Genomic DNA, 20,419 nt, shown 5'->3' with positions numbered 1-20,419 from the left:
GCGGGTCACGTCGCGATCCATCGTTCCCCGCAGGTCACCGCCGTCGCATCTTCCCGGTTGCCGTCGGCCGGGCTACTGAGCACGCGCGGAGATGTGGGCTCGTCCGTCGGGCGAACACGATGTGTGGCATGGGAATCGTCGTCTTCGACATCACGGTGTCCTTGGACGGATACATCACCGCGCCCGGCGACGACCAGGAGTTCCCGCTGGGTCCGGACGGGGAGTGCCTGCACGACTGGGTTTCCGCCTCCGGTCCGCGCGGCGACGCGGTGCTCGGCGCGCTGTTCACCGAGACCGGCGCGGTGATCGCGGGCAGGCGCACCTACGACAACTCCGAAGGCCCGAACGGGTGGGGGACCGGCCCGCTGGGCGAGGTGCCCGTGTTCGTGCTGACCCATAAGGCTCCTGAGCGCGAGGATCCGGGCGTCTTCACGTTCGTCACCGACGGGATCGAGAGCGCGCTCGCCCAGGCGCGGGCGGTGGCGGGGGACAAGGACGTCTACGTCATGGGCGGCGCCGACGTCGGCAGGCAGTACCTCGCCGCGGGCCTGCTCGACGAGGTCCGTCTGCACATGGTCCCGGTGGTGCTCGGCGGCGGTGTGCGGCTCTTCGGTGACGCGCCCGAGCAGGTCGGACTGGAGATCAGCCGGGTGGTGCCGGGTGACGGCGTGACCCATCTCAGCTACCGCGTGACCCGAACGGAGCCCCGGACAGCATGAGCATCATCGACTCGGCCGACATCGGACGGCACTACGACGAACGCGCGCCCATCGAGGACGAGATCCGCGAGGGGCAGCTGCACATGTGGTACTGGTACGACCGGGAAGACAACGCGCCGCTGACCGAGGCCCTGCACCGGATCAGCCAGAAGGTCACGGCCACTTTGGGCTTGCGCCCCGGCGAGCACGTGCTGGACGCGGGCTGCGGGCCCGGCGAGACGGCGATCTTCGTCAACAAAGAGTACGGCGCGCGGGTCACCGGGGTCACGGTCAGCGGGTTCGAGGTCGACAAGGCCAACGAGCGCGCCGCGGCGGCGGGCGTGGCGGACGCGGTCAAGTTCGAGTACGGCGACTTCATGTCACTGTCCTATCCGGATAACACGTTCGACGCCATCCTCGCGTTGGAGTCGCTGCAGAACGCGCCCGACCTGGAGGTCGTGCTGCGCGAGTTCCACCGTGTCCTGCGCCCCGGCGGGCGCGTCACCTTCTCCGACTTCAGCCTCCGCTCGCACGAGGACCCCGAGCGGCTGGCGAAGTTCATGACCACGCTGAAGCTCGGCACGCTGCCGACCCTCGACGAGTGGCTGGCGCTGAGCACCGCCGCCGGTTTCGCCGTCGAGGAGTACACCCAGTGCGGCCCAAGGGTTTTCGGCATGAAGACCAAGTACCTCGAAGCGGCGATGACCCGGCGCACCGAGGTCGCGGCGAAGTTCGGCGAGGGCGCGATCACCGAGTTCTCCAAGAAGAACACCGGTTTCTACGCCCCGCGCAAGGACCAGATCGGCTACGTCATCGTCTCCGCGCGCAAGTCGTACCGGGGGTAGTGGTGTGTCTGTCGGCATTGACCCGGTATAGGCCGGTCGAGAGCGGGTCAAGGTCGGCAGACACACCACTTCGCACGTGAGAGGACGACCGCGGCGGGCTGTCGCTGCGAGCATCGTTTACGGCGACACACTGGGTGAAAGGACACGCGAAGATGAGTGACTCCACGATCCATTCGACCGTCGCGGAACTGGTCAAGTCTTTCGCGAACGCCGCACCTGATCGTCTGGAGTCGGAGTACCGGCGACTGGTCGGCGGGTTGTGGAACGGCGGCGCGGCAACGGATCTGGCCCGGCAGGGTACGCCCGTGCTGGTCGAGCACCTCGACCTGGTCGACACCGACCGTCAGGGCTACCTCGCGATTCTGCTGGGACTGCTGGCCGAGACCGGCGACGCCGACGTCTTCACCGCCGTGCACGCGGGCCTGGGCCGCTACCTCGACCTGGCCGGCACCGGGGCGAAGGGCGAGCCGCTGACGCTGGCCTTCCTGTACCTGCTCTCGCACTTCCCGGCCGACCGCGAGGCCGTCCTCGCCGCCGTCGCGCCGCTGAACCTCGACGCCGACGACCAGACCCGGCTCGAGCGGGCGCTCGCCCAGCTCGACCCGGCGAAACCCGACCTCGGCCGTGTGTGGCCGTCGCCGTCGGTGTGGGTGCTCGACGAGAACGAGAAGGACTTCACCGCGGGCTGGATCAAGAGCCTGACCGCGGAACAGATCGAGTCCAATTGGAACAACGACACGCTCACCGTGCTCGGCTACACCGGGGCCCGCGCGTACTGGTCGGTGGCGAACAACAAGCCCGCGTCCACCCTCGCGACCGCGATGTCGCCGGAGGACGCGATCCTGCCCGAGCCGACCGGCCAGTCAACCGCGGTCTTCGCCAAGCACGTCGAGTCGCTGCGCTGCCCGACCTGCCACGGCGGCCTGGAGTTCTCCGACAACGGTGTGCGCTGCCCCAAGTGCGCCACCGGTTTCGCCATCGCCAACGGCATCCTCGACCTCTCCGCCGGTGTGCGGGAGGACCAGGAAGCCGACGACGCCACCAACGACCTGCTGCAGAAGCTCGCCGAGATGCCGAGCATGGGCCTGTACTACGAGGCGGTCCTGCGCCCGGCGTACCTGCGCATCGCGGGCTCCAACTGGGGCGACCAGATCAGCCCGACCGACGAGGACTCCTACATCGCCTCGCACGTGCGCCCGGTCGACGGCCCGGTCCTCGACCTCGCCGCGGGCGCGGGCCGCTGGACCAAGATCGTCGCCAAGGCCGTCGGCGCCGACCGGCTCATCGCCCTGGACATGGCGCTGCCGATGCTCAACGTGCTGCGCGGCGCGCTGCCGGAGGTGCCCGCGGTGAAGGCGTCCGCGTTGAACCTCCCGTTCAGTGACGGCAGCCTCGGCGCGGTCAACTGCTGGAACGCGCTGCAGGCGTTCCCCGACGACGCGCGCGAGGCGATCCTCGAGATGGGCCGCGTGCTCAAGCCGGGCGGAAGCCTGACGATGATGACCTTCAAGTGGTCCGACGATAAGGTCGCCCGGCACTTCCAGGAGTGCCAGTACTTCCCGAGCCGTCCGGAGGGCCACCTGCTCTTCGAACTCGACGAGCTGCACACGTGGTTCGCCGAGGCCGGTCTGTCCATAGTGGAGGAGTCGTCGGACGAGGGGACGTTCGTCTTCCTCACCGCCGAACGCCGGGGCTGACCAGCGAGGGCGTATGCGAAACGCATGTCAGAGCCGTGCGCGAGGCACTGGCTGTACGCAGGACGCCGACGAAACAATGTATCTGCCATAGGTGACACCGACGTCGCGAAAACGCTCGGTCGAGGCGCTGTCGATTTCGCGGTGGCTCGTTCGTCGTAGGTGCGTAGGACGACAACACGAGAGGAAAAGACAGTGACTGCCAACACTGCCCCTGCCAAGGCGGGGCGACGGGAGTGGTTGGGGCTGGCGGTGCTCGCGCTGCCGACCTTCGTCATGGCCATCGACCTGTTCGTCCTGATGCTGGCGCTGCCGAATCTCTCGTCGGATCTCGGCGCGACCGGCATGGAACAGCTGTGGACCATGGACGTCTACGGGTTCATGCTTGCAGGCTTCCTGGTCACGATGGGCACCCTGGGCGACCGCATCGGCCGCCGCAAGCTGCTGATGATCGGCTGCTCCGCGTTCGCCGTGGCCTCGCTGCTCTGCGCCTACGCCTGGAGTCCCGAGGTCCTGATCGCGGCCCGCGCGCTGCTGGGCATCGCGGGCGCCACCCTCGGCCCATCGACGCTCTCGCTCATCGGCACCATGTTCCAGGACCCGAAGCAGCAGGCCGCCGCGTTCGGCATCTGGGGCAGCGTGTTCACCATGGGCGCGCTGTTCGGCCCGGTCATCGGCGGCGCCATGCTGACGCAGTGGTGGTGGGGCTCGGTGTTCCTGCTGGGCGTGCCGTTCGTCATCGCCGCGCTGGTCCTGGGGCCGAAGTTCCTGCCCGAGTTCCGCAACGGCCAGCCCGGCAAGCCCGACCTCATCAGCGTCGCGCTCTCGCTGGCCGCGCTCTTCCCGATCATCTACGGCATCAAGTCGCTGGCCCGGGACGGCTTCTCCGCCGTCGCGGTCGTCGCGGTCGTCGTCGGTGTGGTCGCGGGCTGGGCGTTCCTGCGCAGGCAGCGCACCATCAGCGACCCGCTGCTGGACCTGAGCCTGTTCAAGAACAACACCATCGGCACGTCGCTGGCCGGGCAGCTGTCCTACAGCATGACCGGCGGCGGGATCATGCTGCTGATGATGCTGTACTTCCAGCTGGTGCAGGGCATGTCGACGCTCGAAGCCGGTCTGGCGATGGTCCCCGGCATGGCCGGTGGCGCCATCGGCTTCGCGGTCGGCCCGAAGCTGGCCAACAAGTTCCGTCCGGCGTACGTCATCTCGGCCGGTCTGCTCGGCGCGGCCATCACCCTGGTCTGGATGACCCAGATCAGCGCCGACTCCGGCACCACCGCGCTGGTCGTGGGCTTCGCGATCATCGCCTTCTGCGGCGCTCCGATGGCGGGCCTGGGCACCAACCTGGTCGTCACCTCCGCGCCGCCGGAGAAGATGGGCTCGGCGGGCTCGCTGGCGCAGATGGCCAACGAGTTCGGCGGCACCCTGGGCCTGGCGGTCCTGGGCACCATCGGCACGGCTGTCTACCGGGCCAACGTGTCCGACTCACTGCCCGGCGGGCTGAACGCGGAGACCGCCGACATCGCCAAGGACAGCCTGGCAGGCGCCACCGTGGAGGCCGCCAAGCTGTCCCCGGGTGAGGCCGACGCGCTGCTCTCACCGGCGCGGGACGCCTTCACCGACGGTGTGCAGACCGTGGCCACCATCGGCGCGGTGCTGCTGGCCACCATGGCCGTCGTCGTGGCGGTCAAGCTCAAGCACGTGTTGCCGTTCGGGGCCGCTCAGGCCCCAGCCGACGGTGACCTCGCGCCGGTCGCGGAAGAAGCACACTGATCTATCGCACGTTCCCGCCGATGGCCGACTCCGCTCGCGGAGCCGGCCATCGGCGCGCGTGCCGTCCATGCGAATCGGGTATGAATTCGGGTGGGGAAGTTGTCGATTTCCGCCCGGCCCGTTCGTCGTCTGTATGAGAACAAGAAATCAAGAAGGGGAGCCCGACATGGCTCAGTACGCGATCCTGCTCTACTCGCCCGCACCCGCCGACCCGATGGACATCACCGAGGCCGAGCTGGCGGCGCACGAGGTCTTCAACAAGGAGATCGAGAAGCGCGGCACCCAGATCCTCTACCCGCAGGCCCTGCAGCCGAGCACCACGGCCACCTCGCTGCGCGGCGGCGCCATCACCGACGGCCCGTTCATCGAGTCCAAGGAGGTGCTGGCCGGCTTCTTCCTGCTGGAGGCCAAGGACTTGGACGAGGCCCTGGAGATCGCCAAGCTGGTCCCGACCTCGCCCGGCGGCGGCGTCGAGGTTCGGCCGATCTTCGAGCCGCCCGCGGAATAGTCGGCGCCCCTCCGGGGACGCGGGCTCGGTCGCTCTCAGGTGACGATTGGGCCCCACTGCCACGACTGACTGCGTCAGCGTGTCAGCGGAGCCCAATCGTCACCGCGACCAAGCCGGTAATCTCCGCCGCATGACCCCGATCGAGCGCGCGGTGGCCGACACGCACCGTCGCGAGTGGGCATTCGTGCTCGCCGCGACGGCGCGCGTCGCCCGAGACATGGACCTGGCCGAGGAATGCGTGCAGGAGGCCTACGCCACCGCACTGCAGGTCTGGGAGCGCGACGGCATACCCAACAACCCCGGCGCCTGGCTGACCACCGTCGCCAAACGCACCGCCCTGGATGCGCTGCGCCGGCAGAACGTGTTCCGCTCGAAGCTTCCCCTGCTCGTGGAACCGGACGAGGCCGACATGAACTATTCCGCTGAGTCGACCGGAGACGTCATACCCGACGACCGTCTCCGGTTGATCTTCACCTGCTGTCACCCGGCGCTGTCGGGTGAGGCCCAGATCGCGCTCACCCTGCGCCTGGTGTGCGGTGTGAGCACGGCCGACATCGCCCAGGCCTTCCTGGTCTCCGAAGCCACCATGGCCGCACGGGTCACGAGGGCCAAGAAGAAGATCTCCGCCGCCCGTATCGCCTACCGCGTCCCCGCCGCCGAGGAACTCCCCGATCGGCTGGACGCGGTCCTGACGGTCATCCACCTACTCTTCACCACCGGATACACAGCGCCGTCAGGCGACCAACTGGTCCGCGCGGACCTGGTCCAACGAGCTCTGGACCTCACCAGAATGCTGCGCGACCTGATGCCCGACGAACGCGAGGTCTGGGGCCTGCTGGCTCTGCTGTTGGTCACCCACGCCCGCCGCGAAACCCGAACGGACGCGGAAGGCCGCCTGCTCCTGCTGGAGGAACAGGACCGCACAGCCTGGGACCAGGAAGCAATCGAGGAGGGCCACCGCCTGGTCCTCGACGCCCTGCGAGGCGGCAACCCGGGTAGATTCGCCCTACAGGCAGCAATCGCCGCCCTGCACGCCACGGCGAAGAAGTACGAAGACACCGACTGGCCCCAAATCATCACCCTGTACGACGCGCTGCTGAGGGTGTGGCCATCCCCGGTGGTCGCCCTCAACCGCGCGATCGCCCTGACGATGGTGTTCGGCCCGGAAGCGGGACTGACCGAGATCGAGGAACTGGAAAGCGACGGCAGGCTGGAGGGCTACCGCTACCTCCCGGCAACCAAGGCAGACCTCCTCCGCAGACTGGACCGCAAGGAAGAGGCGGCGAACGCGTACAAGGCCGCCATCGCCTTGGCGGAAAACGAAGCCGAACGCGCCTTCCTGACCCAACGCCTCGCGGAAGTCAGTTGACCGTCGGCTGACGGTCTGGTCTATGGCCTGCCGTACACCCGCCGGATGCCGGGCGTGGCCCGGCGCGGAAGCGCGAGGTCCGATGTGGACTACCCGTGAAGGCGCGAAACCTCACCACATGCGGGGTGGGATCGCGTGCGGGCCGCACGCAGCCCATCCGAGCGGGTCAGGCGATAGATCCGTCGCCGGGGCCGACCTTCGGCGGGATGCTCGGTCTCTCAACGGCTTTCCACCCAACCGGCAGCCTCCAAGCGCGCAAGGATCGGATACACGCTGCCCGTCGGTCCCTTGGTCTCCTTGGCGATCGAGAAACCGTGCGCGTCTTGCGGGGCCTGCACCAACACACCGTCAGCACGTCCAGCGTCGCTGGTGTGACTCGACTCAGGCTTCGCATGGAAGCCATCTCCAGATATGTAGAGATAGGTTTGATCTGTCGGAGTGCCCTGCCACCCGAGGACGTCGAGCAGGACACGGCGAGACCGGGCAGAGGGGCCCGCGACCCGGTCCACCGGCGTGCGGCCGACCGGGTCACGAAGCGGCGCGGCGAGTAGTTCAGAGCGACAGGACGAGGCGCGTGTCCTGCTTGTCGATGACCACCCCGGCCGACGGCACTGTGACCGGGGCTCCGGCGGGGTAGGCGTCGATGTGGGGCTGGTGGTCGCGGTCGCGGTCCCACACGGTGACCTGCGCACACAGTCGTTCGGCGAGTTGCTGCCCGGCGGGGCCGTGGCCGATCGCGCCGAGTTCGGAACGCCGGTCGGGGCCGTCGACGCGGCGGTAGGTCAGGTAGGCCAGGCTGGCGCCGTCGGTGATCGCCGCGGTCCGCCACTGGAACACCGGGGTGCACAAGCCGGTGCTGATCGCCTCGTCTTCGGCGGCGATGCGGCAGGTCCCCGGGTCGGTGGCGGTCAGGTTCAGCCATACCCCGTCGAACGAATCGGCGGGCCCGACCGTGACGTCGGACCAGACGGTCGACTTGGGCTGATCCAGCACACCGCGCAGGGCGGCGGGGTCGATGCCTTGGTCGACATCGAAGTACAGGCTGACCAGCCCGCCGGTGTCGATGGTGCCGGTCTGTTCGCCTTCCTGTCCGATCATGGGGACGAACCCGCACAGGTCGGTGCGGTCGGAGATGAGGCGGTCGCCGTCGCGGACGAACGCGACGCTGCGGGTCTGTCCGCGCCAGCGCAGCGGCACGACGAGTCGACCGCCGGGGGCGAGTTGTTCGCGCCAGGCGGCGGGCAGGTCCCAGGCGCCGACGGTGACGATGATCCGGTCGTAGGGGCCGTTCTCCGGTGCGCCGAGCGCTCCGTCCCGGGTGATGACCTCGACGTCCTGGTTGCCTGTGGTGTCGAGGCCGCGGCGTGCTCCGGCGGTGACCTCCTGGTCGATGTCGACGGTGGTGACCTGTCCATTCGGTCCGGTGAGGGCGGCGAGGAGTGCGGCGTTGTAGCCGGTGCCCGCGCCGATCTCCAGGATGTTGTGGCCGGTGCGGACGTCGAGTTGGTCGAGCATCATCGCCACGACGGTGGGCACCGACGCGCAGCTCAGGGCGGAGCCGTCGGCAGCGCGTTTGGTGATGACGGCGATGTCGGCGTAGGCATCGGTGAGGGTGGCCTCGGGCACGAACTGGTGGCGCGGGACGGCGCGCATCGCGGCCTCGACCGCGCTGGTGCGGGCGTACCCGCCCTTCTTGACGGTGTCGACCATGGTGTCCCGCAGCGTCTCCGGTGCGCTGTCGGTGGTGGTGTTCATCGGTTCCTTCCGGTTGTGATTGTGATTGTGCAGGTCTGGGGTGGAGCGGGTCAGCCGGACAGCAGCAGGCACAGGTCCCACTGGGTCGCCTCCGGCTGGTCGGTGTCGACGGTGTGTCCGGCCAGGCGCGTCCCGGCTTCGCCCTCGAGCAGCCCGCCGCTGTCGGGCGAGCCCTCGATGTGCAGCCGCTGCTCCAGGCGGGTGCGCAGGCGCGGCACGACGACGGCGAGTTCATTTCCGGGGGCGGCGTCGGCGGCGGCGCGCCAAGCGGCGAGGACGAGCCCGGCGAAGCCGTGGCACAGCGAGTTGTCCCGCAGCAGCACGAGTTGCCGGTCGTCGGTGACGCACCCGGCGAACGCGTCCTCCGCCTGCTGTCGTCGTTGCAGGTCGCCGAGCGCAAGGGCGGCGAGCTGCTGTGCGCGGGCCTGCCCTGGCGTGCCGTAACACCACGACGGACGTTGCGGGCCGTCCTGGGTGATCACGCCGGTTCGCTGCTCGGCCAGGGTGATCCTGCCCGGCCACCACGCGGCCCGCCCGGCACCGACCCGGCAGCGGTCGAACCATTGCCCGATCGTGGCCATCGCCGCCTCCTGACCGGGCACGGTGGTGCCGTGGCGCATCGCGGTGGCCAACAGGGCAAGCGGCCCGGCCGCGCCGTGCGCGAGTCCGAGGTTGCCGTGCCCGCCGGGCCAGTCCTCGGCGGGCCGGTCGGCGGGTGGGGCGGCCGACCACCAGCCCGGCAGCGTGTCGCCGTCCACCTGGACCGGTTCGGTGAGCCGCACCAGGTAGGCCAGCACCTCGCGCAGCAGTTGAGAGTGGCGGTCGCGGTGCAGCAAGTAGGCGCCGATCCCGGTCAGACCGCTGATCAGGTCGAACTCGCGCACCGCGGGCAACCGGCCCTCGTCGATGCGGTCGTGCGCGGCCTGCAGGCGGTAACGGGTCAGCGTGACGATGTGCTCGTCGAGCGAGTCCAGGGCGCGGGCGTAGGCGGGCTGCCCGCTGGTGTGCAAAGCGAACGCGACCGCCGGTGCACCCCGGAACAGGCTGGCGAGGTCAGGATGCGCGGCCACGGTGCCGGTGGTCATCCGCTTGGCCCACTGGTGGGCGACCGCCACGGCGGCCGGGTCATCGGTGCGGGCCCGCTCGAAGGGCAGTAGCGCCATCCCGGCGGCGCCGTCGCCGAGTGAGTCACCCGGCGGGCTCGGCTCGGCGGCGGTCATCCTTCCTCCCGGTGGCGGGCGATCCAAGCAAGCGCGGCGTGACGAGCCAGCCGTCTGCACCTGTTCTCCCGGTCGCGGTCGATACCGATCGCCCGGTTGTGGTGCATGTGCAGCAACGCCTCCGCCGCGACATCGAGGTCCGTGCTGGTGGCCAGGTGGTGGCGACACGTGTCCAGCGCGGCGGCCCTGGCCTGCCAGGTCGCGGCGAGATCCCCATCCCACCCGGCGGGCACGGTAGTGGCGTCGTCGAGCAGGGTGGTGAGCTGTGCCAGGACCGCCCGGTCGGTAGCCGGGCCGGGCGGCGCGGGGCGAGCGGTCAGCCACCGCATCGCGGCGGCCGTGTCGCCGAGCAGGCCCGCGACAGTGGCGGCCATGTTCAGCGCCACCAGCGCATCGCGGGCCAGCACCGGTTCGGGCAGGCGCCGCAGCTGCGTGGTGACGGCGGCCGAGTCGGCGACGAACGCCGCCTCCGCCGCGGCCAGCGCCTGGCCGTGCCCGTAGCGGCCGACCTCGGGGTAGTAGGTGTCGATCACCAGCCGCCCGATCACCTTCTCGGTTCGGAGCTGGTCGGCCCATGCGCCGACGGCGAGCAGCGTGGCCGCGTAGGTCTCGGTGTCAGGGGTGGGCAGTCGTAGCCGCAGGTGGTCGGTCTCGGTGGCGCTGCGGTAGCGGATGAACCACCAGGCCGGGTTGTCCAGCCCGGCCAGCAGGCGCGGCACGTGCTCGGTGATGAGTTCGTCGAGTCGTTGCGGGTGGGTGTGCAGTTTCGCGTTGAGCCAGTTCGTGCCTGGCGCAGCGGGCAGTCGGCCGTGACTGGTCAGCGGCGGCCGGGACACCGCCGACGGAGCGGGAGCGGGCGCGGGCGCCTGGGTGCTGACCAGCGGGAGAACGATCTCGTGGGCGTGCCCGCCGATCCAGCCGTACTCGGCTGGGTCGGCGACGGCCTCGGTGAGGGTGGCGTCGTCGTTGCGCGCGAGGTGGGCACGCAGGATCGCGACGTGAGCGGGGACATCGAGGTCCAGGCGCAGGGTGCGGTCGGCGTCGACGAGCTCGACCACGGCCGGGCAGCGCGAGCGTGCGCGCCATTTCTGCAGCGCCGCCGCGAACTCGCCGAGATCAGCGTCGGCGGGCAGATAGGCGGAGGTGAGTCGCCAGCGGGCCGGGGCCAGGATTGAGCGCCGGTAGCGCACCCGGGGCAGGTAGGGCAGCCGCTGCGCGGCTGGTCCCCAGTCGAACCGGTGCCAGGAGGCGCCCAGGCCGCGCGCGAGGTGGATCAGGAACCGGGCCAGCGGCGGTGTCTGCTTGGTCAACGCCAGCCCGTGGAACGCCTGCGGTTCCACGACCCGCTGCCGCGACAGGCTGACCAGGCGCAGCCCGTCGCGGGTCGCGGTGACCGCCAAGTCCTCCAGCGGGATCACCGACTCGTCGGGGCCCTGGTGTTCGCCGAGGGAAAGCACGTGCGGCAGGTAGGCGGGGACGCGGCAGATGTTCTCGGCATGTGGGTAGGCGGGTGGGAACGACAGCTGCACTGGCAGCGCACCGTCCACACTGGTGGGCACGGCCGCGTACACCTCGTGCAGCCGGGATCCTGGGGTGATCGTCGTGAACCGCGACGTGAACGTGCCGAACCCGCGCGCCGGTGCCACGGTCAGCAGGCAGTCGCCGCGATCGAGCGCGTCGGCACTGGTGGCGTGGATGCGGGCGGCGATCTCCACGTGCGGCGCGAAACGCGGCTCACCAGCAACCCGGTCGCCCACGGCGACCGAGGTGATGACGTCGTCGTCCAGCACGACCTCATCACTGCCGTCGGCCAGCGCGGCCCACGCCAACGCCAGCAGCGCGTGGTCCCGCTCCGAAACGGTGCCGGTGCGGGCCGGGAGCACGCTGCCGGGATACCCGGCCGGGTAGCCGATCCCGGTGTCCGGGTCGACGACGTCGGCGACCGGGACAAGCGTTCCCATGCCGTACCGGTCGTAGAACGCGCTGTGGAAGTCCCGCCAGGCGGGCTCGCCGGTCGGTTGCCCGCTGAGCCGGGCCATCGCGGTGGCCGCAGCCTCCATCTCCCGCGCGACGTGATCGGGGACCCGCACGTCGCAGTCCAGGCGTAGGTCCACGGCCAGCGGGGTCCGCGCACCGTCCGCCAGTGCCCGCATCCGGTCGGCCAAGTCGGCGCGGATGCCGGTGCGCTCCGGGGCGCTGGTGGCGGGGTGGTTGTGGCGGAACAGGTTCGTCTCCACCGCTCGCAGCTCCCCGACGATGGGCGCGATCTCGGCGAGGTCGGCCGCTCCGGCCTCGTGAAGACGATCGAGCAGGTGCCCGAGCGGGTCGGTGACGGTCAGCGGAGCACGCAGGCTGGTGATCAGGAACCGCTGGCGCACCAACTCGGTGAGCATCGCGGCGACCGCCGCCGGGTCGGCCGCCGGGAACGTCTCGGCCAGCGCCGTGGCCAGGTCGGCGAAGCGGGTCGGGGTCGCGGCGGCCGCATGCACAGCCGCGACCGCGCGGGTGTGCCGGACGCTGACCGTGCTGTTCCCGGCCGGGGCTTCCATCCGCGGACCACGCACCATCGCCAGAGTGCCGAACACGACTTCCAGCCGTGTCAGCAGCGCGGCGTCGCGCTCCAACCCGTCGATCACCTTGGCGAGCCACTGGGCGTCCACCCGGGCGACCGGCCGGTGCCCCGCACCCCAACGCACCTTGGCGCCGGTGGCGACGGCAGCCGGGGCGACCCCGGCGAACATCCCGAACGGCGTGTGCCTGCTCGAGGCGCGCAGCGCGTACCGGAGCACAGACATGCACGCCCGCAGGATCTGCTTGTCGGACAACGAATCCAAGCCGTTCACCCGCTCGACCAGCCCAGGGCTGGCCACCCGCACCGCCTCGACGAACTCCGGCCGCCGCCACACGCGGGCCAGCCACGCACGGCAGGACAGGGGCTCAGTCGGGTCGGGCCAGTCACCGCCCAGCCCATCGAGCGGGGCCGCCGCCGCCCGCAGCAGTGCCGCGCCGCCGTGCCGATAGAGCGGCGAACTTCCGGTGTGCACAGGGTTCTCCCGTCAACGGGTTGAGCGTGAAGTGGCCGCCGGGACCGGGTGCCGTACCCGGTCCCGGCGACAAGGGTCAGATCAGACGTTGCTGACGCACGACGACGCGCACGTCGCCGCGCAGCCGTCGTCGGTCCTGCACGCCGCCGCCGCAGCCGCCTGGTCGCCGGTGCCCAGGTCGGTGGAGATGGCGACGTCGAGGTCGAAGTCGTCCAGCGTGTTGATCACAATTGTCCTTTCGTCGGTTCTCGTCGATCTCTTCCAACCGGCCCGCGGCGCGCACACCGGGGCCGGAAGTCGTGACGGGCGCAGCAGCGCCACCCGCAGCCAGGATGATCACGATCATCACAGGCTCCGCAGCCCGCGCAGAACGCGCAGAAGGAAGTCGGGATCGCCGGGGTCGCTGACCAGAGTGGTGGGTGGCTCTCCGGGGACCAGCAAAGCGGCAGTGGTGCGAGGAACTGGAACCGTGGGCGTCTCGATCGGGAGTTATCCTTGGACGGGAAGGAAAACAGTCACCTCGGCCTGGGAGGCAGCCATGCCCCCGGAGGACAGGCGATCGGCTGCGGCGGTGGCGGGGACGTAGGAAACAGCGCGGAGATCACCGCGACACAGCAGTCCGGGCACAGGAGTTCGGGAGCAGGCGGCCGGTGCGACCACACTTCGCCGACCGGCAGCCCGCAGATCGCCTGCGGAGGACCGTGGGGTGACACGGCGTGGACGCGACCGGCGTAGAAGAGACCACCGGGACTGTTGGTGCCCCACCGCAGCACCGGAGTGGTGGCCATCCTCGCTCCCCTCGTCAGGCACGGGGCACCGTGCTCGCCACCGCGCGGCTTGGCTCGCTCGACTGCGGGAACCGGCCGTGGGCCTGGCGAACCGGGTGAGCATCTGGATGCCCGCCACGGTCAGCCGCGCCGGCCAGTCCCGCACGGCGGCGGGATTCCCGGTCTGGGGCAGCCGGGCCTCGACGTAGCCGGCCCTGGCCAGTCGCATCAGCGCGGCGAACACGCCCGGATCGAGGTCGCGGCCGTCGGGGCGGCGCAGGATCGCCTCGGTCGCGACGATCTGACCGGTGTTGACCAGGTGCAGCGCGGTGTGCCGATCAGGGGTGTAGTCGGTGGGGTACGCGGCCTGCGTCGTGGCCATCTGTCCCTGTCCTCTCTTCGGTGTTCGGCCCGGCCCGCACGACCTGGCGGCACTGGGAGTCGCCTCGGTCGTGCGGGCGGGCGGCGCGCACGGTGGCCACGGCCGCGATGGACGGCTTCGGATCTGGCCACCTGGGGATGTGCGCGCATCGGGAACACAGCGCGAGATCACGCTGTGCGGGCAGTCGCCGCGTCCTCGCGCAGTACCGCGACAGTGCGACGACGGCGCGAATGGAGCCCGGTGACCCGACCCGCGTCGGGGGCCGAGATCGGATCACCAGGGGATTGAGCAGAAGCGCCGACCGTGTGCGGGGTGGCGGGCTGGAAGTCCAGCACCGCGCGGCGGGCCCGGATCGTCACCCACTCGACCGCGAGGCCGGCGCGGCGGCAGCGGGCAAGGCGGCGTTCCTCAACCAGGTGCAGAACCCAGGTCACCACGCCACACAGGACGAGTACGCCGATGAGGGTCAGCCCGAACAGGCCGGCGGCCTGACTCCAACCGTCCGCGTGACCGGTTGAGCCGAGATACGCTGCGCTAACCTCTGACCCCAACATGGTGGCTCCTACAATGGCTTCTGCGTTCCGTAGGATGAAGCTAACGTAGGAGTTCCTATTTCCGCTTGGTTCTAACGGGTGAGTTTCTGTCTCACCGTGTGTGACCAGGCCTTGTTGATGGAGGCGGCCTGCCGATGGCGATCGCGCACACCGTTCCGCTGTTGATGCTGCTCAACGAGCTCACCCGACTCAAGACCAGCTCGGGCATCAAGGACGCCGAGGCCGCGCGGCATCTCGGCTGTCAGCCCTCGAAGATCAACCGCATCATGCTCGGCCAGTCGAAGATCTCCGTCGGTGACACGAAACTGCTCGGCGAGCTCTACGGCGCCAGCCCCGAGCTGATCGAGGTCATGCTCGACCTGGCCCGCAACCTCGGTCAGAAGGGCGACTGGACCAGCTACCGGGACCTGTTCCGAGAATCCTTCCGGCTGCTGGTCGACCTCGAACACCACGCCGGCCGCCTGCGTCAGGTGCAGTCTGAGATCATTCCCGGCCTGCTCCAGACCGAGGCATACCGGCGGGCTCTGCACGACGCGCCCACCCCGTTCCACGGCAAGACCGATGTCGACGGCGAGATCCAGGCGCTGCGCTACCGACAGTCGATTCTCACCCGCGAGGCCCCCGCTCCACCCACCGTCAGCTTCGCCTTGTCCGAATCGTACCTGCGCCGCGGTTATGGCGGCGCTGCGGTAATGCGCGACCAGATGCACCGGTTGATCGAGATCGCCGACTATCCGAACGTCCAGATCCAGGTCCTGCCATTCGGCGGCAACGACCCGATCCTCTACGCCTCCCTCGACTTCTGCCTCATCCACGTCCCCGGCCCGGGTATCGCCAACCCGCTCAACTTCGTCTACGTCGAGCAGTACGACGACGCGCGCTACCTCGACGACCACGACCGCGTCGAGGCTTACGAACAGCTCTGGGGCTACCTCCAAGCCGCCGCACTGGGCCCGCAGGACTCCGTTGAGTTCATCGGGAAAGTGGCGGACCACTACAGCTAGCACCACCGGAAGGAACCGCTCATGGCCCTACACGACTACCTGCCCGCCGAGGCGTTCGCCGCAGCCACCTGGCAGAAGGCCACCGCGAGTCAGCCCAACCAGAGCTGCGTCGAGTTCACCAAGGTCGGCCGCGTCATCGGCGTCCGCGACAGCAAACTCGGCGCTCACAGCGCGATCCTCCAGTTCACCGAGAACGAGATTGCCGCCATGCTCTCCGGCGCGAAGGGTGGCGAGTTCGACCACCTGACCTGATCGCATTCTGTCCCGCGCGATCACAACGGACGCGCGACGACCCGCGCTAGTCCCTCGACCCCCGGCAGCGCCGGGGGTCGAGTGTGTTTCATGGGTCTGGCCGGAGATCTCACCCGTGTAGCAGGCGAGGGCCAGTCTCGCCGCGCCTCACAATGGGGTGATGGTCAACCTTCGATCACGCCGTTTGGAAACCTTGTTCGGCGTCACGCTGGACCAACTGGTAGCCGAACACCTGGAGGCGCTGGTCGCCTCAAGCACCAAAGAATCGTTCGATCTCGACTACAAGCGCGACCACTACGGCAACAGCGAGTCCGACCGCCGCAAACTGGCCGGCGACGTCGCCGCACTCGTCAACACTGCAGGCGGCAGACGGCCATCGAGGAAGTGGACACCGGGGAGGGCGGGGTCTATGCACGGCTGGAAGAAGCCGGTCACCGGCTCGGACACTTCGAGGAGTTGGTGAGCGCTCGTCAGCCCACGCCGCAGGAGCGCTCAAGCCTCCAGCTGACGTCCGGCATTCCAGTGCTGACGATCACCCGGGTCGCGATCGCGGACGGCGGATATCCGGTTGAAGTCAACGACATGGTGTTGAGTGCGGATCGGTATCAACTGCACTACGTGTTGCCCGCCGAGTAGTGCGAGACGGCAAGCCGCGCGTATCTGCTGCTGACGGAGGCGACGAACGTGTACAAGGCCACCGTCGCCCTTGTCGACAACGAAGCCGAACGTGCCTCTCTGACGCAACGGCGCGTCCTGGTCACGTTCGGTAAACGAATGTCGACACCGCATCCATTTGCCGGTACCGCGGCGGGAAACCGCCGTAACAACCTGGTCCGTTCGGTCGACGCCATAGCCGAGGCACCTCGCCTCGGGCAACGTTGACGGAAGGCTCCACCATGACCAGCGCAGGGAGTGTGCTCCGCTCGACACCACGGCTGAGGGCGAAGCCCGTTGCCGCGCTTGTCGCCATCATGGCCGTGATCGCGGTCGGGCTTGAGCCGGCGGCGCCCGCTACACAGCAGACAACCGGTGTCGATTTCGCGACGCTCGCGGGGATGGTCGCCACCCAGGACTCGGGGGATTTCTTCCTGAAGGTGGACGGCATCGAGGGTTCCTCGGTTCGAGACGGGCACGAGGACGAGATCGAATTCTCCTCGATGAAGTGGGGCGTGTCGAACGGCGCCACCAACGGCTCGGCCGCGGGCAAACCCGTGTTCGCCAATCTGGCCTTGGCCTCGGCGAGCACTGGGAAGGCAGGCCCACCGTTGATGCAGGCCGCGGCGAGCGGACAGGTGATCAAGCAAGTCACTTTCAGCGCGCGGCGCACGATCGAGGGCGAGACGAGCGACTTCCTGGTCATCACACTGTCCGACGTGATCGTGTCGTCGTATCAGGCCGGCGACACGGGCACGTCCAAGGAACAAGTCGAATTGAGCTTCTCGAAGATCGTCATCAACTACGACGACGGGACAGCGGTAGCGGGTTGGGACCTCAAGGCGGGCAGGCCGGTCTGAGGCGCTCCGCACGACCTGCTCAGGAGTGGACGACGAAGTCGCGCCCGGCGACCATGCCGAGCGCGACTCCACTCCGGACAATCAGGCCTTGACGCCCGCGAGTCCACCGATCCGACGCCCACGAGTCCGGTTGAGCCACCAACCCAGAAGCACGATGTTGCCGGTCCACCCGACCCATCGGGCCGCCTCGATCACCAACGCGAAGTTGATCTGACCAGGGATCCACCCGAGCACGAACGGCATCCCGATCATGAACCCCCAGATCACCTGCCCCCACATGATCGCGATGCTGTAGAGCATCAGCTGCCGGTGCGCCGCATACCGCCGCTGCCGCAGCTTGACCCAGCCCAAGATCGCCGCGCCGGTCCACAACGATGCCGACATGGCAACGCCGATCTTCCCGACCGGGTACGCCACCGGCAGCATCACGAGCGCGAGAATTCCGGACGGCACCGCCCCAAGGAACACGTACGCCCGCCCGATCCACCGGTGTGCCTTCGGCCGGGTGATCCGCAACCGCGGCCACACCTGCAAGACACCTGTCACCAGCGAGATCGTCCCGGTGAACACGTGCCCGACGATCAGCCAGTAGTGCGCCGGGTTCTGCAGCGGGATACGCGACCGCGTCGGGTCCAGCGCAGCCCAGGGAGGTAACTGGTAGATGAGGAATCCGATGACCAGCAACGCCATCGGGATCATCCACGGCGCACGCGGAATCGTCCGCCCCGGTCGCTCGCCTGCCGTGTCCGTCGGCAGCGCCGGAGCGATCCTTTCCATTTCCTGTGTCACGGTTGATCTCCTCTGACCTGGCTCGACTGGTCCGACCGGGACAATGATTCGCCCGACCGTGCGGGGCGACATCTTCGCGAGTGCGGTCTTCGTCACTTTCATCCCAGGCTCGGGAACTTTTCCCGAAAAGCAGTGGAGCCGCGGTCCCAACTGTCCTCAACGGACAGTGGGACCGCGGCTCCGCAGATCACCCGACACACCCGCGACGTCCCCGCGCGTGGCCGCGTGGGGACCTAAGCCACTCAGGCCTTGGCCAAGTAGGTCGCCAGGCCGTCGAAGAACCCGCCCCAGCCCTCCTTGGCCTTCTCCAGGGTCTCCGCGTCCAGGTTGCTGTCCTGGTGCACGACCATCTCGGTCTTCTCGCCCGCCGGGGTGAAGGTGACGGTCATCGACTCCGGCGCCGCGTCCGGGTGGTTGTTGTCCAGCAGCGTGAACACCAGCTTGTTCGGCGCGTCGACGACCTCGTAGTTGCCCTGGAACGGGTACTTCGAGCCGTCCTCGTCGGCGACGATGGTGGCCTTCCACTCGCCGCCGACCTTCGGGTCGAGCGCGACGTCGGCCACGGGCGCGGTGAAGCCAGGGCCACCCCACCACTGGGAGAAGCGCTCGGCCTCGGTCCACGCCGCGAAGGCCTGCTCCGGGGTGGCGTCGAGCAGGCGGGTGATGGTCAGTTCGCCCGTCGAGGAATCAGTCATCGAACTGTCCTTTCTGAATGCATTCGGTCTGGTCGGACTGCATGGTGGAGGGCGCCGCCACGGTGGGCCCGCGGGTCGGCGCATCCGCCTAAAGCCTTGTGGTTCAAGCGTTTGCGCGCACCTTCCAAAATGCGGTCCTGCCCGCAACTTCGCATCGAGGGAGAGGCGACCGCCCGCGGGCCTGTGTGAGGCTGCTTGGGCGGCCGAAATATGGGGCGGACGAGCGGCGCCATCCCTCCGAGGTAAAGGATCTGCGCAGCGATGACACTGACCACGAACATTGCCGAGCCCATCTTCGCCGGTCCACCCGAGCCGGACCTGACCCCCGCCGAGGTCATCGCGCGCGCACACGCCATCGCCGCGACGCTCGTCGACCGGCAGGCGGAGACCGAGCAGCGCACCTTCTACGCCGAGGACACCCACGAAGCGTTCCGGGACGCCGGTTTCTACCGAATCCTGGTGCCGCGCCGCTTCGGCGGCTACGACTTCGGCATCGACACCTTCATGCGGGTCGTGCAGATCCTCACCCGCGCGTGCCCGTCGACCGGCTGGATGTACTGCCTCGGCGCCGCGCACGCGCACGTGGTGGGGACGTTGTTCGAGGAGCGCGTGCAGGAGGAGGCTTTCGCGGGCGGCGAGTTCATCGCTCCCGCCACGGTCATGCCGTCCGGCGACGCGGTCCGCACCGAAGGCGGCTGGCTGCTCACCGGCACGTGGAGCTACTGCTCGGGCATCCCGTACGCCTCCCACTTCGTCGGCCACACCTTGGTTTCGCGCGCCGAGGGCGAGCCGCCGGAGCCGATGATGTTCATCGTCGACAGCTCGCAGTGGACCCGGCTCGACGACTGGGGCGGCCAGCTCGGCCTCAAGGGCAGCGGCTCGCACAGCATCGTCATGGAGAACGCGTTCGTCGCCGACTACCAGACGATCGCCACGCACATGAGTCAGGTCAACGTCACCGAGGGCACGCCGGGCCGCAGGCTGCACGCGAACCCCGAGTACGGCGGCGGTCCGCTGAGCTTCATGGTGCTCGAGGACGCGGTGCTCGCCGTCGGCATGGCGCAGGGCGCCCTCGACGCGTACGGCGACCTGATGCGCAGCCGCACCACCATGTTCCCGCCGATCGTCGGCCGCGCGGAGAACGAGGACTTCCAGTTCTGGTACGGCGAGGCCACCGGCATGATCGCCACCGCGGAAGCCGCTTTCCACCAGTCGATCCAGACCTGGCGCGAGCTGTGCGAGCAGGGCCCGGAGGCCTTCACCGTCGAGCAGGAGCTGCGGATCGCGGTGATCTGCCGCGAGGTCGTGCGCCTGTGCTGGGACGCGGTGCAGAAGTACCTGTTCCCCACCGCGGGTTCCAGCGCGGTCCGCCAGGGCCAGCGGATCGAGCGGGTGTGGCGTGACCTGTCGATGCAGCACAGCCACGCGGGTATCTCGATCTTCCTGACCACGATCGCCAAGCGCGAGCTGACCAAGCTGGAGTTCGGCGTGGTCGACGAACACTGACCGGACAACGGAAATCGGGGGCGACTTCAGTGAAGTCGCCCCCGATCTCG

Annotated in this window: 21 protein-coding genes; 14 read left to right on the top strand and 7 right to left on the bottom strand. The window is 69.1% G+C overall.

Translation table 11 applies throughout. From position 1 onward, the window contains the following. Positions 1-128 precede the first annotated feature (128 nt). The 6 genes from GPZ80_RS27490 to GPZ80_RS27465 all read left to right on the top strand — a co-directional run bounded on the left by GPZ80_RS27490 (position 129) and on the right by GPZ80_RS27465 (position 6,887). Entirely contained in the window at positions 129-719 is a 591-nt protein-coding gene (locus tag GPZ80_RS27490) for a dihydrofolate reductase family protein (protein WP_187223994.1), read from the top strand. Continuing rightward, a complete protein-coding gene (locus GPZ80_RS27485) occupies positions 716-1,543 on the top strand; it encodes a class I SAM-dependent methyltransferase (protein ID WP_187223993.1) in 828 nt (275 codons plus the stop codon). Before GPZ80_RS27490 ends, GPZ80_RS27485 begins: the two co-directional genes overlap by 4 nt. A gap of 152 nt (positions 1,544-1,695) precedes the next feature. Further along, the gene (locus GPZ80_RS27480; protein ID WP_187223992.1) at positions 1,696-3,240 is read left to right on the top strand and encodes a class I SAM-dependent methyltransferase; all 1,545 of its coding nucleotides are present in this window, start codon (positions 1,696-1,698) and stop codon (positions 3,238-3,240) included. Between the two features lie 192 nt (positions 3,241-3,432). Then, positions 3,433-5,010 (top strand): MFS transporter, encoded by a 1,578-nt coding sequence (locus GPZ80_RS27475; protein ID WP_312880613.1) that lies wholly within the window; start codon positions 3,433-3,435, stop codon positions 5,008-5,010. A 166-nt stretch (positions 5,011-5,176) separates the two neighbouring features. Then, complete coding sequence (locus GPZ80_RS27470) at positions 5,177-5,518, top strand: YciI family protein (RefSeq protein ID WP_187223991.1); 342 nt, start codon at positions 5,177-5,179, stop codon at positions 5,516-5,518. Between the two features lie 130 nt (positions 5,519-5,648). Next, entirely contained in the window at positions 5,649-6,887 is a 1,239-nt protein-coding gene (locus GPZ80_RS27465) for an RNA polymerase sigma factor (protein ID WP_187223990.1), read from the top strand. Between the two features lie 552 nt (positions 6,888-7,439). Here the strand turns inward: GPZ80_RS27465 and fxlM are convergent. The 5 genes from fxlM to GPZ80_RS27440 all read right to left on the bottom strand — a co-directional run bounded on the left by fxlM (position 7,440) and on the right by GPZ80_RS27440 (position 14,055). Then, positions 7,440-8,642 (bottom strand): methyltransferase, FxLD system, encoded by a 1,203-nt coding sequence (gene fxlM, locus GPZ80_RS27460; RefSeq protein WP_187223989.1) that lies wholly within the window; start codon positions 8,640-8,642, stop codon positions 7,440-7,442. 50 nt (positions 8,643-8,692) lie between these two features. Further along, positions 8,693-9,862, bottom strand: a complete 1,170-nt coding sequence (locus GPZ80_RS27455; protein ID WP_187223988.1) for a lanthionine synthetase C family protein — start codon at positions 9,860-9,862, stop codon at positions 8,693-8,695. Further along, a complete protein-coding gene (locus GPZ80_RS27450) occupies positions 9,859-12,906 on the bottom strand; it encodes a lantibiotic dehydratase (RefSeq protein ID WP_187223987.1) in 3,048 nt (1,015 codons plus the stop codon). Before GPZ80_RS27450 ends, GPZ80_RS27455 begins: the two co-directional genes overlap by 4 nt. Before the next feature lie 81 nt (positions 12,907-12,987). Then, the gene (locus tag GPZ80_RS27445; RefSeq protein WP_222719951.1) at positions 12,988-13,134 is read right to left on the bottom strand and encodes a hypothetical protein; all 147 of its coding nucleotides are present in this window, start codon (positions 13,132-13,134) and stop codon (positions 12,988-12,990) included. A gap of 261 nt (positions 13,135-13,395) precedes the next feature. Next, entirely contained in the window at positions 13,396-14,055 is a 660-nt protein-coding gene (locus GPZ80_RS27440; protein ID WP_187223986.1) for a hypothetical protein, read from the bottom strand. Between the two features lie 284 nt (positions 14,056-14,339). Here GPZ80_RS27440 and GPZ80_RS32210 point away from each other — a divergent pair, with 284 nt between their 5' ends. From GPZ80_RS32210 to GPZ80_RS27410, 7 genes are all read left to right on the top strand, one after another. Continuing rightward, a complete protein-coding gene (locus GPZ80_RS32210) occupies positions 14,340-14,573 on the top strand; it encodes a hypothetical protein (RefSeq protein ID WP_222719950.1) in 234 nt (77 codons plus the stop codon). 170 nt (positions 14,574-14,743) lie between these two features. Further along, positions 14,744-15,613 carry a helix-turn-helix domain-containing protein gene (locus GPZ80_RS27430; protein WP_187223984.1) on the top strand — a complete coding sequence of 290 codons (870 nt, stop codon included), beginning with the start codon at positions 14,744-14,746 and terminating at the stop codon, positions 15,611-15,613. Between the two features lie 21 nt (positions 15,614-15,634). Next, positions 15,635-15,865: a DUF397 domain-containing protein gene (locus tag GPZ80_RS27425; RefSeq protein ID WP_187223983.1), complete on the top strand. Its 231-nt coding sequence runs from the start codon at positions 15,635-15,637 to the stop codon at positions 15,863-15,865. Between the two features lie 160 nt (positions 15,866-16,025). After that, positions 16,026-16,328, top strand: coding sequence for a hypothetical protein (locus GPZ80_RS33020; RefSeq protein WP_246477551.1), 303 nt, complete (start codon positions 16,026-16,028; stop codon positions 16,326-16,328). Next, entirely contained in the window at positions 16,250-16,501 is a 252-nt protein-coding gene (locus GPZ80_RS33015) for a UTRA domain-containing protein (protein WP_312880612.1), read from the top strand. The genes GPZ80_RS33020 and GPZ80_RS33015 overlap by 79 nt, the downstream gene beginning before the upstream one ends. A gap of 48 nt (positions 16,502-16,549) precedes the next feature. Further along, positions 16,550-16,747: a hypothetical protein gene (locus tag GPZ80_RS27415; RefSeq protein WP_187223981.1), complete on the top strand. Its 198-nt coding sequence runs from the start codon at positions 16,550-16,552 to the stop codon at positions 16,745-16,747. A gap of 14 nt (positions 16,748-16,761) precedes the next feature. Beyond that, positions 16,762-17,379 (top strand): Hcp family type VI secretion system effector, encoded by a 618-nt coding sequence (locus GPZ80_RS27410; RefSeq protein WP_187223980.1) that lies wholly within the window; start codon positions 16,762-16,764, stop codon positions 17,377-17,379. Positions 17,380-17,460: 81 nt separating this feature from the next. Here the strand turns inward: GPZ80_RS27410 and GPZ80_RS27405 are convergent, their stop codons facing one another. Both GPZ80_RS27405 and GPZ80_RS27400 read right to left on the bottom strand, forming a co-directional pair. Continuing rightward, positions 17,461-18,168, bottom strand: coding sequence for a DUF2306 domain-containing protein (locus GPZ80_RS27405; RefSeq protein WP_187223979.1), 708 nt, complete (start codon positions 18,166-18,168; stop codon positions 17,461-17,463). Between the two features lie 242 nt (positions 18,169-18,410). Beyond that, positions 18,411-18,863 carry an SRPBCC family protein gene (locus tag GPZ80_RS27400; RefSeq protein ID WP_187223978.1) on the bottom strand — a complete coding sequence of 151 codons (453 nt, stop codon included), beginning with the start codon at positions 18,861-18,863 and terminating at the stop codon, positions 18,411-18,413. Between the two features lie 261 nt (positions 18,864-19,124). Between GPZ80_RS27400 and GPZ80_RS27395 the strand changes: the two genes are divergently transcribed. Beyond that, positions 19,125-20,369, top strand: coding sequence for an acyl-CoA dehydrogenase family protein (locus tag GPZ80_RS27395; RefSeq protein WP_187223977.1), 1,245 nt, complete (start codon positions 19,125-19,127; stop codon positions 20,367-20,369). The last annotated feature ends 50 nt before the right edge of the window (positions 20,370-20,419 follow it).

The organism is Actinokineospora xionganensis, from assembly GCF_014323725.1.
GTDB lineage: Bacteria > Actinomycetota > Actinomycetes > Mycobacteriales > Pseudonocardiaceae > Actinokineospora > Actinokineospora xionganensis.
The sequence above is the reverse complement of the archived record's forward strand: the minus strand, read 5'-3'. Positions and strand labels throughout refer to the sequence as shown.